General features: G+C 69.5%; 15 protein-coding genes. All 15 read right to left on the minus strand.

The features are described 5' to 3' along the window. Positions 1-10 precede the first annotated feature (10 nt). Positions 11-697, minus strand: a complete 687-nt coding sequence (locus tag QM638_RS02600) for a hypothetical protein (protein ID WP_415140375.1) — start codon at positions 695-697, stop codon at positions 11-13. Continuing rightward, positions 685-1,581, minus strand: coding sequence for a hypothetical protein (locus tag QM638_RS02605; RefSeq protein WP_415140376.1), 897 nt, complete (start codon positions 1,579-1,581; stop codon positions 685-687). Before QM638_RS02605 ends, QM638_RS02600 begins: the two co-directional genes overlap by 13 nt. A gap of 48 nt (positions 1,582-1,629) precedes the next feature. After that, the gene (gene glnT, locus QM638_RS02610; protein ID WP_415140377.1) at positions 1,630-2,928 is read right to left on the minus strand and encodes a type III glutamate--ammonia ligase; all 1,299 of its coding nucleotides are present in this window, start codon (positions 2,926-2,928) and stop codon (positions 1,630-1,632) included. Positions 2,929-3,051: 123 nt separating this feature from the next. Beyond that, positions 3,052-4,506 carry an NAD-dependent succinate-semialdehyde dehydrogenase gene (locus QM638_RS02615; RefSeq protein WP_415140378.1) on the minus strand — a complete coding sequence of 485 codons (1,455 nt, stop codon included), beginning with the start codon at positions 4,504-4,506 and terminating at the stop codon, positions 3,052-3,054. Between the two features lie 241 nt (positions 4,507-4,747). Further along, a complete protein-coding gene (locus QM638_RS02620; protein ID WP_415140379.1) occupies positions 4,748-5,464 on the minus strand; it encodes a type 1 glutamine amidotransferase domain-containing protein in 717 nt (238 codons plus the stop codon). A gap of 146 nt (positions 5,465-5,610) precedes the next feature. Continuing rightward, on the minus strand, positions 5,611-6,582 hold the full coding sequence (locus QM638_RS02625; RefSeq protein WP_415140380.1) for an AraC family transcriptional regulator: 972 nt from the start codon (positions 6,580-6,582) through the stop codon (positions 5,611-5,613). A gap of 57 nt (positions 6,583-6,639) precedes the next feature. Beyond that, positions 6,640-7,026 carry a nuclear transport factor 2 family protein gene (locus QM638_RS02630; RefSeq protein WP_415140381.1) on the minus strand — a complete coding sequence of 129 codons (387 nt, stop codon included), beginning with the start codon at positions 7,024-7,026 and terminating at the stop codon, positions 6,640-6,642. Between the two features lie 30 nt (positions 7,027-7,056). Next, complete coding sequence (locus QM638_RS02635) at positions 7,057-7,803, minus strand: iron-sulfur cluster assembly protein (RefSeq protein ID WP_415140382.1); 747 nt, start codon at positions 7,801-7,803, stop codon at positions 7,057-7,059. After that, on the minus strand, positions 7,800-9,101 hold the full coding sequence (locus QM638_RS02640) for an NAD(P)/FAD-dependent oxidoreductase (RefSeq protein ID WP_415140383.1): 1,302 nt from the start codon (positions 9,099-9,101) through the stop codon (positions 7,800-7,802). Before QM638_RS02640 ends, QM638_RS02635 begins: the two co-directional genes overlap by 4 nt. Then, positions 9,101-9,442: a Rieske 2Fe-2S domain-containing protein gene (locus QM638_RS02645; RefSeq protein WP_415140384.1), complete on the minus strand. Its 342-nt coding sequence runs from the start codon at positions 9,440-9,442 to the stop codon at positions 9,101-9,103. The genes QM638_RS02640 and QM638_RS02645 overlap by 1 nt, the downstream gene beginning before the upstream one ends. Before the next feature lie 15 nt (positions 9,443-9,457). Further along, positions 9,458-10,486, minus strand: coding sequence for a hypothetical protein (locus QM638_RS02650; RefSeq protein WP_415140385.1), 1,029 nt, complete (start codon positions 10,484-10,486; stop codon positions 9,458-9,460). Continuing rightward, entirely contained in the window at positions 10,486-10,812 is a 327-nt protein-coding gene (locus QM638_RS02655) for an MmoB/DmpM family protein (RefSeq protein ID WP_415140386.1), read from the minus strand. The genes QM638_RS02650 and QM638_RS02655 overlap by 1 nt, the downstream gene beginning before the upstream one ends. Beyond that, positions 10,809-11,123, minus strand: coding sequence for a toluene-4-monooxygenase system B family protein (locus QM638_RS02660; RefSeq protein ID WP_415140387.1), 315 nt, complete (start codon positions 11,121-11,123; stop codon positions 10,809-10,811). Before QM638_RS02660 ends, QM638_RS02655 begins: the two co-directional genes overlap by 4 nt. Further along, on the minus strand, positions 11,120-12,643 hold the full coding sequence (locus QM638_RS02665) for a toluene monooxygenase (RefSeq protein WP_415140388.1): 1,524 nt from the start codon (positions 12,641-12,643) through the stop codon (positions 11,120-11,122). Before QM638_RS02665 ends, QM638_RS02660 begins: the two co-directional genes overlap by 4 nt. Before the next feature lie 37 nt (positions 12,644-12,680). Further along, a complete protein-coding gene (locus tag QM638_RS02670) occupies positions 12,681-13,184 on the minus strand; it encodes a nuclear transport factor 2 family protein (RefSeq protein WP_415140389.1) in 504 nt (167 codons plus the stop codon). Position 13,185: the final 1 nt, after the last annotated feature.

The raw sequence follows: 13,185 nt of genomic DNA on the forward strand, positions 1-13,185 counted from the left end.
GTGCCTCCTGTCAGTACTTGTTGGCGGCGGTGAAGTGGTAGAGCGTGCGCGCGGATCCATAGCGCGTGTACGTCGCCGGGTCGTCGTCCTCGAAGCCGGCCACCTTGAGCAGCCCGGTCAGCTCCTCGAGGTGCTCCGCGCGCATCTCCTTGGCGACGCAGTCGGCGCCAAGGGAGGCGATCTGGCCGCGCACGTAGATCCGCGTCTCGTAGATAGAGTCGCCCAGGCCCTCGCCCGCGTCACCGCGGATGACGAGCCGGCCGGCCTGCGCCATGAATGCCGAGCTGTGGCCGACGTTGCCGCCCACCACGATGTCCACGCCCTTCATGGAGATGCCGCAGCGGGCCGCGGCGTCGCCCTCGATGACGAGCAGGCCGCCGTGGGCGGTGGCACCTGCGGACTGCGAGGCGTTGCCACGTACGACGACGGTGCCGCTCATCATGTTCTCGGCGACCCCGGTGCCAGCGTTGCCGTCGATGGTCACCTCGGCCTGCTGGTTCATGCCGGCCGCGTAGTAGCCGACGTGTCCGTTGATGCTCACCCGGACGGGGGCGTCCAGGCCGACGGCCACGCTGTGCGCGCCGGCGGGGTTGTCGATGGTGATCTCGCCGGCGAGGTCGGCGGCATGCAGCGCCGTGTTCACCTCGCGCAGCGGGATCGTCGCCAGGTCGTAGCGGCGGAGGTTCAGCGGGTCCATGCGTACACCACCTCGGGCTCGGGCTCCCAGATTCGGGCGTTCTCCACACCGGGCAGGCCGGCCAGCGCGCGGTACTCGCTGGCCATCGCCACCCAGTCGTCGGTCTCGGCGATGACCGCCGGTTTGCAGGCGATCGCGTCGCGCACCACCGCGAAGGAGTCGCGGTTGGAGACCAGCAGCGTGTAGAAGCCGTCGAAGGTCGCGCACAGCTCCTTGAGCGCCACCTCGACGTCCTTGCCGTCCGCGAGGGCCTTCGCCACGAAGCGGGCTCCCACCTCGGTGTCGTTCTCGCTGTCGAACTCGACACCTGCGGCGCGCAGCTTGCGCCGGATGGTGGCGTGGTTGGAGAAGGAGCCGTTGTGGACCAGGCACTGGTCGGGGCCCACCGCGTAGGGGTGAGCGCCGGACGGGTCGACCGCAGACTCCGTCGCCATCCGGGTGTGGCCCACGCCCTGCCAGCCCTGGGCGTGCGCGAGGCCCCACGACGCGGCAAGGTCGCGCGGGGCGCCGACGCCCTTGAGCACGGCGAGATCGGTGCCGAAGCCGGCTACGAGGGCGTCCGGGTACGTCGCCCGGGCCGCAGCGAGCAGCTCCTCGGCAGACACCGGCGCGGTGACGACCAGCGTCGCATCGAGCACTCGGGCCTCGACCGGGCTCCCCAGTGTCGTGGCGAGGCCGGCGGCGACGGTGTCAGCGGGCAGGTCCAGCTCGAGCAGCGAGACGGCACCGTGACCGGGCGGGGTCCAGGTCGGGTCGCCGTAGACGGCGACGCCGGCCGAGTCCGCGCCGCGGTCCTGCATCTCGCAGAGCATGGCGGTCAGCAGCTCCCCCAGTCGGGGGTGGAGCTCGGGGTTGCGCAGGTGCAACCCGACGATTCCACACATGATGGTCGGTTCCTCTCGGTCAGGTCGGCGGGTCAGGAGGGTCGAGGCTCAGAAGGCGGTGAGGTAGCGGTCGATCTCCCACGCGCTCACCGCGGCGTGGTACTCGCGGAACTCGGCGCGCTTGAGATCGGCGAAGTAGTCGGCGACGCCCGGGCCGACGGCGTCCAGGACGCCGCACACGACCGGGTCGGCGACCATCAGGTCGATCGCTTCGAGCAGCGTGTTCGGCAGCTCGCCCTCCGGGCCGCTGCCGAGCGGGCCGGGGTGGGCGCCGCGGGCGATCCCGTCGAGCCCGGCGCCGAGGGCGCCCGCGACCGCGAGGTAGGGATTGGCGGCCGCGTCCCCGCCACGCATCTCGATGCGCTGGTTGTCGGGGACCCGGATGTAGTGGGTGCGGTCGTTGCCGCCGTACGTTGGCGTCCGCGGCGCCCACGAGGCGCCGGAGGCGGTGGCGACCGCGCCGGTGCGCTTGTAGGAGTTCACCGTCGGCGCGATCAGGCCCTGCAGCGCCTGGGCGTGGTCGAGGATGCCGGCCACGAAGGAATAGGCGGTCTCGGAGAGTCCCAGGCCCGCCTCGTCCTCGCCCGGGAAGACCGCGTTGTCCTGCGAGGTAAGCGAGAGGTGCAGGTGCAGCCCGCTGCCGGTGCGGTCGGCGAACGGCTTGGGCATGAAGGTCGCTGTCATCCCCCGTTCCGCGGCCAGGACCGAGAGGAGGTAGCGCAGTGTGACCACGCGGTCGGCGGTGGTGAGCGCGTCGGCGTACGCGAAGTTCTGCTCGAACTGCCCGTTGCCGTCCTCGTGGTCGTTGGCGTAGTTGCCCCAGCCGAGCTGGTTCATCGCCGTTGAGATGGAGGTCAGGTGGTCGTACATCCGGAAGACGCCGCGGGCGTCGTAGCACGGCTGGGCCGCGTCGTCGTCGGGATCGGCGGTGTGGATCGAGCCGTCCTCGGCGCGCGTGACCAGGAAGTATTCGACCTCGGCGCCGACCCAGGGCTGGAACCCCATCTCGGCGGCGCGGGCGATGACCGACTTGAGGATGACGCGCGGGGCGAAGGGCCAGGGCTTGCCCTCGACGTACGGGTCGCAGTGGACCAGCGCGAGGCCCTCCTTGAGGAACGGGATCGGCGTGAACGAGGAGACGTCCGGGATCGCGATCAGGTCAGGGTCCTTGGGCTCCTGGCCGATCGCGCCAACGGCGTACCCGGCGAAGCCGACGCCGTCGTCGGCGAGCTCCTCAACCGCTTCGACCGGCACCAGCTTCGCGCAGGGCTTGCCGCGCAGGTCGACGAACAGCGCGAGGATGAAACGGGTGTCTGTCTGCTCGGCCAGCTCCTTCAGCGTCTCCATCTCGACTCCGTTCCGTCTGTTTCTCAGCATGAATCAATGTATATTAATAGTGAACTCAGTCGATGTTTCCGTCGCGTTACGCGCTGGGGAGATTCGGGTTACCTTCGCGCCGCTCCCGCGGGCTCACGGCAGGGCGGGGATCGGACTGGCGGCGTACTGCGTCGCGAGGTACTCCGCGATGCCCTCCACGCCGCCCTCCCGGCCGAGCCCCGAGCTCTTCACGCCGCCGAAGGGCGCCGCCGCGTTCGAGACCAGCCCGGTGTCGACGCCGACCATGCCCGCCTCGATCTCGTGGCTGAAGGCGTGGCCGGCCTCCAGGGTCGGCCCGTAGACGTAGGACGCCAGGCCATACTCGGTGGCGTTCGCGTCGGCGATCGCCTGCTCGACCGAGCCGAACCGCGCGATCGGCGCCACCGGTCCGAAGATCTCCTCGCTCAGCGCCCGGCTCCCCCACGGTACGTCGGCGAGGACCGTCGGTTCCAAGAAGTGCCCCGGCCCCTCCACCCGGCGTCCGCCGGTGACCAGGCGCGCGCCGCGCTCGAGGGCGTCCTCGACGATCGCGAGGTTGCGCTGCACGGCGGCCTCGGAGATCAACGGGCCGAGGTCGGTGCCGGCAGCGCTCCCGGGCCCGATGCGCAGCGCTGCCGCCCGCGCGGCCAGCGCCTGCGCGAACTCCTCGGCGAGCGAGTCGTGGACGTGGAAGCGATTGGCGGCGGTACACGCCTGGCCGACGTTGCGGAACTTCGCGGCCATCGCGCCCTCGACGGCGGCGTCGACGTCGGCGCCCTCCATCACCACGAACGGGGCGTTGCCGCCAAGCTCCATCGAGCAGCGCAGAACCTGCCCGGCGGCCTCGCGCAGCAGCAGCCGGCCGACCGCGGTCGAGCCGGTGAAGCTCATCTTGCGCAGGCGCGGGTCGGCGAGGAGCGCGCCGCTCACCGCAGCCGGGTCGGTGGTCGTGAGCAGATTGACCACACCTGCCGGGACCCCGGACTCCTCGAGGATCTCGACCACGCGCAGGGCTGTCAGCGGGGTCAGGTCGGCCGGTTTGACCACCACTGTGCAGCCGGCGGCCAGGGCGGGGCCGACCTTGCGGGTGATCATCGCGAGCGGGAAGTTCCAGGGCGTCACGAGGTAGCAGGGCCCCACGGGTCGGCGGGTCACCTGCACCATCGCGGTGCCTTCCGGGGTCTGGGTGGTGCGCCCCCCGATGCGCACGGCCTCCTCGGCGAACCACCGCAGAAACTCCGCGCCATAGCCGACCTCGGACCGCGCCTCGGCCAGTGACTTGCCCATCTCCGCGGTGATGGTGGCGGCGAGCTGTTCGCCCCGCTCGAGGATCATTTCGAAGGCGCGGCGCAGGATCTCAGCGCGGCGCCGCGCCGGGGTGGCGGCCCACTCCCGTTGGGCCGCGGAAGCGGCGTCGAGCGCCGCAAGGGCGTCCTCGGCGGTCCCGTCTACCAGACGGGCCAGGCCCTCGCCCGTGGCGGGATCGCTCACGACGAACTCGTCGCGGTCCGCCGGCCAGCGCCACCGCCCGTCGATATAGATCCCGCTTGTCGCAGGTGTCAGGTCCATGGCTCCTCCAGGAGGCGTGGGGACCGCGGCGGGGCGGGGTGTGGGGTTCCCACCCCGCCGCGATGGCAGATGGATGCAAGCCGCCCGGGGATCGGATTCAGGTCATGCCGCCTGGCTCTCCGATGCCCCTATCGACTCGGTGGCGCGACCTTAGGCGCCGATATCGCAGCCGATCCAGAGCCCGGACACGACCGGGGAGATTTCCGCATGAAGAGCGAGGGAATCCGATATCGCCTCCGTGTCAGGCGACGGGCACGCGCGCGCTCTCGCGCACCAGACGCTCGGCCAGGCCGCGAGCCGAGGCCGGGTTCTGACCGGTATAGAGGTTGCCGTCGACGACCACCAGTTCCGCCCAGTCCTCCTCGGTGCACCGGTAGTCCCCGCCCTCGGCGATGAGTCGGTCCTCGAGCAGCCAGCGGGCCAGCGGCGCCGTACCTACGGCGGTCTCCTCGGCGTTGCTGAAGCCGGTGACGGCGCGCCCGGCGAAGAGCCAATCGCCGGCGTCGTCGCGGGCAGGCAGCAACGCGGCCGGCCCGTGACACACCGCGGCGACGGGCTTGCCGGCCTCGGTGAAGGCGCGCAGCAGGGCGCCGAATGGCGCCGAGACGGCGAGATCCTCCATCGGCCCCCAGCCGCCGGGGACGAAGACGATGTCGAAGTCCGCGACGTCGGCCTCCTCCAGAGCGACCGGGACGTGGTGCTCATCGATGGACTCCAGGTGGAGCCGCACGCGCTGCGCCTCCTCCTCGTCGTCTCCGTGGTAGACCGGCGCGAATCCGGCCGGGTCCGGCGTGGGGCGTACGCCGCCGGGCGTGCCGATCGTGATGTCGAAGCCGGCCTCGGTGAAGACCTCGTAGGGCGTGCTCAGCTCTTCGGGCCAATAGCCGCTGGGGTGGCGGGTCCCGTCGGCCAGGGTCCAGTAGTCGACGCCGGTCACCGCCATGAGAACGCGAGTCATGACAATTGCTCCCTCGTGATGTGGAACGCGTGAGATATCGCGCGTTCCACCCATTCAACGAGACCGATATCTCGCACCGAAAGGCGCCGATGTCGACGGCACCGGAATCCGCTACGCCACGGTCGATATCCGATAAGGGGAACTGCTCAGTTGGCCGCGTCGAGCCGCCCCACCGGTGGCAGCTGGCCACCGGCCAGCGCGTCGCCGAAGGCTCGCGGGGTGACCCCGAAACGGTCGCGGAATTCGTTGATGAAGTGCGAGGTGCTGCGGTAGCCCACAGCCTTGGAGATCTGGGTGACGTTTGACTCGTCCTCGACGAGCAGCTCACGGGCCTTGTTGAGCCGCATCTCCTTGACGAACTGGTACGGCGAGCGGCCGGTGACGTCGCGGAACAGGTGCGAGAACGCCGAGGGGCTCATGAATGCCTGCTCGGCCATCTCGTTCACGCTCAGCGGCTCGGCGATGTGGTCGCGGACGTAGGAGATGATCGCGCTGACCGGGTTGTTCGCGCTCTCCCGGGCGGCCCGCTCGACGATGCGGCCGTACTGCTCGGCCTGCAACGCGCGGTAGACGATCTCCTTCAGATACGTCGGCGCGAGCACCCGCCGGTCGGCGCCGGTCCCGAGCGCCCGCAGGAAGCGCAGGATCGCATCCATCATGTCTCGATCCAGGGCCGAGACGAACGACGCGGGCTCCGACACGCGCGGCTCAGGCGAGGAGGTGAACGCCATGGTCTCGCGCTCCATGATGATGTCGGAGGAGATCGCGCGGACCAAGTCGTTGTCCAGCTGCAGGCCGAAGGACAGGAAGGGCCGCTCCGGGCTGGCCTCGACGATCTGGGTCAGGAACGGCTCGTTCCCGCTGATCGCGAGGTAGGTGAAGGGGTCGTAGTAATGCGCCTCGCCGCCCTGGGTGACACGCTTGCGACCCTGCGCGATGACGCACAGGTGCAGTTCGCGGACCTCCTCCCACAGGGGTGCGGCCGGCTGGTCGTAGCGGTAGATCGTCAGCCCTGGCCAGACGCCGTCGTTGGTGCCCACCTGGTGGGCGTACGACTTGAGCTCGGCGACCAGATCTCCGGTGGAGATGTGGAAGTCCAGCGGGTTCAGATGGGTCATTTCGAGCCTCCCTGCCTTGGGCGGATCCTACTCCGCGACGCCATGCTCGGTGCCGATTCAGGCATCGACGATCTTCCAGTAGGAGTCCTTGCGCACGATCTTGTCGCCGCGGAACTCCCACAGGTCGCAGCCACGGGCCTCCACCGGCACCCCCGCGGTCGTGGTGCCGTGCACCAGCCATTCCGAGACGCCGAGGTCGCCGTGGACCCAATGCCGGTCGGCGTCGTAGCGCACGTCGGGGATGCCGGCGAAGCGCGCAGCGAGGCCCGCGCGGACCTCCTCCTTGCCGACCAGGCGCTGGCCCCACGGTTCGGGCCCGCGCGAGGTGTCGAAGGTGCAGTCCTCGGCGAAGAACTCCATGATCGCGTCCAGGTCGTGGTTGTTGAATGCCTCCATGATCGAGGTCAGGGTGTCGACCGAGACGGCTGTCGCAGGGATGCTCATGGGCTGGTCTCCTCGGATGGCGGGGCGGGTTCAGAAGGCGGAGAAGCCGATGGCCTGCAGTTGCGCGCGGCCGTCGGCGGTGATGTCGGAGGGCTTCCAGGCCGGTAGCCACTCCCATTCGAGGGCGAAGCGCGTACCCTGCTCGGCGAGCACGGTGGCGACGTTGCGCTCCATCACGGCGGTCAGCGGGCAGGCCGCCGAGGTGAGGGTCATGATCAGATGCGCGATGCCGTCGTGGTCGAGGCGGACCTCGCGCACGAAGCCGAGGTCGACGACGTTGACGCCGAGGTCTGGGTCGATGACGTCGTACAACGCCTCCCGTACGGCGAGCTCCGCCTCGCTCTCGCGGCGCTGCTCGCGCGCGGGGCGCTCGGGTGGCGCCGGGACGAGGTCGGCATCGACCGCGATCGCGGCCAGGCCGGCCGGGCGCAGCACCAGGGTCACCGCGCTGGTGGGGCTGCTGATCCAGTCGGCCACGCCGTGGGCCTTGCGCCGGATCCGCACGATGTCCTCGGCAGGGTCGGCCGAACCGGCGGCGAGCACCAGCACGGACGGGTCCAGGCCGCGCCGCTCGGCGACGACCACGGCCTTGTCGAGCAACCGGGCCAAGGGCTCGCAGGTGCGCCCCGGCCCGAGCCTCAGTCGGGCGCGCGCATCGATGACCGGCTGCCCGAGCACGCGGGCCAGGGCCGCGGTGGCCTCCGGCTCCGCGACCCGGACCTGCTCCTCGTGAACGGTGACGTCGACGGCCTCGACGAAGGCGGGTGCGGCACTCATGAGCAAGCCTCCGACGGACAGACGCCGGACTGTCGAGCCCCGTTCGGTCGGGTGCGCGGCCGTTGGGGCAGCAGTGCCTTGAGGTCGAAGCCCTCGTCGGCGAGCTGTTCGGCGGTGGCCTGATGCGGCACGCCGAGCAGCTTGCGGGTGGCCATCAGGTCGCGCGGCCGGTCCAGGGTCGCGACCGCCGTCACCCGACCGTCCTCGAGCGAGAACACCGAGAAGCAGCGGTCCTCGACCGAGCCGCGGATCACCGTGGTCGCGTCGGGGCCGGCGTGGCCGAGCGCTTTGAGACTGTGGTCGTATTGATCGGACCAGAAGTACGGCGCATCCGAGAACGGCTCTTCGTGGCCGAGGATGTTGGCGGCCACGTTGGCGCCGTGGCGTTGTGCGGTGTCGTGGTGCTCGACCCGAATCGCCCGCCCGAGGATCGGGTGCAGCCGGGAGGCCACGTCACCGATGGCATAGATGCGGGGGTCGCTGGTGCGGCCGAACTCGTCGGTCGCGATGCCCCCGGTGGCCTCGTCGATCCTCAGCCCGGCCGCCACGGCGAGCTCGGTGTTGGGTATTGAGCCGACACCGACGAGGAGCTCGTCGCAGGCGATGGTCTCGCCGTCGGCGGTGTGCAGCAGCAGGCCGTCATCGGTCTCGGTCATCGAGGTCACCTGGTGCCCGGACCGGATCTCGACGCCGTGATCGGCGTGGATGTCGACCATCGTGCGGCCGAAGTCCGCGCCGAGGGCGCGAGCCAGCGGGACGGGTGCGGGCTCGAACACGGTGACCCGCACGCCCTGGGCCGCCGCGATCGCGGCGACCTCACAGCCGATGAAGCCGGCTCCGAGGATGGCAAGGTGCTGGCTCTGCGTGAGGCGCGACGCGAGCCGTTCGGTGTCGGTGATCGAGCGGATCGAGTGCACCCGGTCGCCCGTGAACCCGGGCAGTGCCCGGGCGCGGACCCCGGTGGCGAGCACGAGGGCGTCGTACTCCAGGGCAGCGCCGTCGGAGAGGGTCACCCGACGAGCGACCGGATCCACCGAGGAGACGCGGGTGCCGAGAAGCACCTCGATCTCGTTCTCGGCATACCAACCCTCAGGGTGGGTCTGGAAGTCGGCGACGTCGAACTTGCCGGACAGATACTCCTTCGACAGCGGCGGGCGTTCGTAGGGCAGGTGCAGCTCGTCGGAGACGAGGACCACCCGGCCGTCGTACCCCTGTACCCGCAGGCCGGCGCCAGCCGCCGCCGAAGCGACGCCGCCACCGACCAGCACGACGCACGACGAGCTCGACAGGCCCGACATCACTTCACCCGCACCGAGATGGCGCCGTCCTCGTCGACCTTGCACTCGTAGCCGAGCAGTTGGGAGGTCGCCGGGTTGATCCCCTTGGCGGTGCACACGTCGAACTCCCACAGGTGCTGGGCGCAGGTGAGCTTGCGACCGTCGAGGTCTCCGTCGTCCAGCGGCCAGTCCTGGTGAGGGCACCGGTTCCGGTAGGCGAAGACATCGCCGTCCATGTTGACCAGCAGGACGGACGTGCCGTCCACCTCCACGGACGCCATGTCCCCCTCCCACAGATCGTCGAGGTGGGACACCTCGTGCCACTGCCGGTCGGTCGGGTTCTCGGTCACGGTCTCGCTCATCTCTCTTCTCCTAGCTCAGCTCGCGGCCGAGGCCACGTCGAGGATCCCCGCGTGCAGCTCCTCACGCGCGGCCCGGGCCGAGGCGACGACCTCGTCCTCCGGACGTCCGAGGTACGGCGCCAGCGCGGCCACCGCCTCGTCGGCGCGGGCTCCCCAGCGGTCGAACCACTTGCGCAGCGGCTTCTCGTTGGCCGCTCGCTGCTCGACGGCATAGCGCCCCAGGGTGCTGCTCCAGCGGTTGCGGCGCTGGGTGTCCTCGTTGAGAAGCTGCGCGAGCAGCCACGACTGCTCATCACCCTCGGCCCGGCTGACCTCGCCGAGCTGCTCGATGAGCAGGTGGTCCAGGGTCGGGGCGAGGACCAGATTGAGGGAGGTGAACGCCTCGCCCCAGTCGTAGGCGATCAGGGCCTGCTCGAGCGCCTTGCGGGCCGGCTGCCAGGCGGCGTCCTGCTCCCAGCGACGACGCTCCTCGGTGCCGATCCCGGAGTCGGGATGGGCCAGCTGCAGCGACCGCGTGCGGTAGGCGATCACGCTCACCCGGCGCAGGAAGTCGGCGTTGGCGTAGCCGGCCGCGCTGGTGACATACGAGCTCGGGCCGATGAACCCGACGTATGCCTCAGCCTGCTGGAAGCCGTGCACCAGGTAGCGCGCGGGGGTCAGCAGCGCACCGAGCCGCTCGACCTGTGTCGCGGTGAGCGCCGAGTCAGCGTCGTGGTAGCGCTCCAGGACGCCGTCGAGCTTGGTCTGCTCGGTGGCCTGCAGGTTGACGTAGGAGCGATAGGCGATCTGGTCCGGGTCGCGGAACCCCTCCCAGTCGTCGGCCTGCAGGGGCGAGTGCTCGCGATAGGTCAAGAACCACAGGTTGCCCGGCGACGACGGGTTCTGCTCGAACACGCTGGCCTTGCTGGCGCGGGTGTTCCAGTTCTGCGAGTGCGTGACGATCTCGTACTCGCTCGGCATCCGGCGTACGTCGCCGAACGCGCTGAACGTGCGCAGCTTGCGCTGGCGCGGCGCCCGCTTCGGCTGCTCTGCCTGCTCGGTCATCAGTTCACTCCTGCCTTCGGTGCGGCCTGGGCCTTGCGGGCGGCCGCCGCCTCGGCGGTCTCCCACCGGATGCGGTCGCTCTCGGTCGAGACCCGTCCCGAGAAGGACGACATCGCGACCTCGAGGGAACGGATGCGGTAGTCGGCGCCGAGGTAGCTCTGCAGCGTCTCCTCGGTCAACTCCAGGCTGTCCTCGGCCTGGATCCGGATGTAGGCACCGCGGTCGATGACCTCGATGTCGGCCTCCGGGTTGTCGTCCTCGAGCGCGGCGATGATCTGGTCGATCTCGTCACCGTGACGCAGGACCGGGCCCACGGGGTTGTTCATGACTGCCCCTCCGGGATGTCGTATTCGACGACGACGCCGTCCATCGGTCCGATGCCAGCCTCAGCGACCGTGATGTGGCCCGGGAGCCGGCGGCCGTTGTGGACGACGTACTTCGGGTAGGGCAGCGCACGCACGCGACGCCCCTCGGAGTGGTGGGCCACCGCGGCGGCCACCTCGTCGATCGTGTTGGCGGTGGTCACCGGCACCAGGATCGCGACGAAGTCCGTCGAGAACACCGCGTGCAACGGCACCAGCTCGGGCGCACGGTCCTCCGGACCGAGCTCCACCTTCTCCTGGGTCTGCTCACTCATGCGTTCGCTCCCGCCACGATCAGGCCGCTCGCCGTACGACCGGCGTAGTCCTTGGTCCAGGCCGCGTAGTCGGGGTCGTCGCCCATCACCTCGGGCGTGATGCCCATGTAGTCGAGCAGACCGGGGACCGTCATCGGCTGGATGTGGCCGGCGAGGAACCGGTCGACCAGCGTCAGGTGGTTGACGTTGTCGCGGTCCTTCCACCAGATCTGGCGGCAGCCGAGGCTGCAGAAGTGGTACTTCTTGCCGTTGTAGTCCAGGGAGTGGTCCCGGATGCGCCACTTGCCATCACGCGACTGCGAGGGGTTGCAGGCCGGCAGATGACACGTCGAGCACAGCCAAGGCAGCGTCTCGGGCAGCGTGGCCTCGACGTTGTTGGCGTTGATGTTGTCGATGATCGTGTCCCACTTGTCGCCGTACATGGCCTCCCAGTTGGGGTACTTCTCGTTCAGCCAGTCGCGCTCGTCGGCCGAGACGCCGGCCTTCGGCTTCCACCACAGGGTGGGGCGCCACCACCACAGGCCCATGTGAAGGCTGTGGTGCCAGCTGTCCAGCGAGCGCATGAACTCGTCCCAGAACCACGGCTTCTTCAGGCCGTAGTCCTCGATCGTGCGCACGAACTGGTCGACGATCCACTCCTCCATGAACTCCTTGTAGGACTGTTTGCGGTGCTCCAGCGGCGTGTAGTAGTCCATGCCCGGACCCGTCAGCGCGGCGAACGCTCGGGCGTTGGCCCAGAAGCCCTTGTCCACGACCCACTGGGCGCGCGCCGGGTCGTGCTCGACCAGGATCTCCAAGGTGGCGACGCCCTGCTGGGAGTGGCGGGCCTCGTCGGTCTGGATGCTGGAGATCATCGAGGCGAAGTTGACGTCCCCCGCCTCCAGGGCGTCCGCGGAGAGCGCGACGAACTGCAGGTTGGTGAAGCCGGTCTCGAAGGTGAGCGGCAGCATCAGCGCGCAGTCGACGACGTTCGAGGTCGTCATGAACCCGTCGAAGAGCGTGCGCAGCGCGATCGGCACCCAGTCGTTGGTGCTGTAGGTCTTCTGCGTCCAGTCGAACTGCACGTCCTTCTGGATCAGCTCGTGGCCGAAGAACGTGGTCAGGTTCTGGTGGCGCAACTCGTCGAGCTGGCCGTAGACGGCCATGTTGCGCCAGGCGCCGTTGAGGCCGAAGCGAGCCATCTTCAGCTCGGCCAGCATGGCGGTGTACTCGACCTGGGCGACGCCGCCGAAGTGCATCTTGGTGGAGGACTTCCACCCCTCGTCGAGGTGGTCGAAGGTCGAGGTGCGTTGGAGGGCGGCCTTGACGGCGTACGTCGCCGACTCCTTCTCGCGCTGGGTGTAGAGGTACTCGGGGTAGGAGACCTTGTAGCCCTCCTCCCACTTCGCCCACGCCTCGCGCGGGACCTTGCCGGTGCCGGTCAGCCAGTCGGGGTAGACCGCCTCGTCGTCGACGTAGGACAGGGTCCAGTCAACGTCGCGGACGAAGCCTTCCCACTCCTCACGCTTGAGCAGCGTCATGATTCGTTGAGTCCTTTCTTATGGACGTCGGGCGACGTCAGTCGACTTCGAAGTGGCCGAGCTGGCGGTTGACGCCGGCGTTGTCCCAGTAGGCCTTGATGCTGTCGATCAGGCCGTCGTCGTCGACGTGCATGATGAAGAGGTGGGGCTCGGCGAAGTACTGGCCCTGCGGGCTGATGAAGCCCCAAGCGGACTGCTGGGTCCCGGTGATGTCGCAGGCCACCACGACGTCGCCGTTGTCGTTGCCGTCGATGTGGAAGATCGTGTTGCCGAGGTCGGGGAAGGCGTTGATCAGGCCGCTCCAGATGACCCGGCCGATGGTGCGAACCTTGCCGTCGCCGCGCACGACGCGCTGCTTGGCCCACACCTCGAAGGGCGTGTAGGAGAACTCGGCGTTGTCGGTGCAGAGCTCGGTCATCTCGACGACGTCGCGCTCACGGTAGCGGTCGAAGAAGGCGGTGACGACGGCGACCGCCTTCTCCGCGGTCATCTTCCCCACTGCGTTCGACCCGGGGGCGGGGGCGGTGTCCAGCTGGGTCATG

This window comes from Nocardioides sp., assembly GCF_047606145.1.
Classification (GTDB): Bacteria; Actinomycetota; Actinomycetes; order Propionibacteriales; family Nocardioidaceae; genus Nocardioides.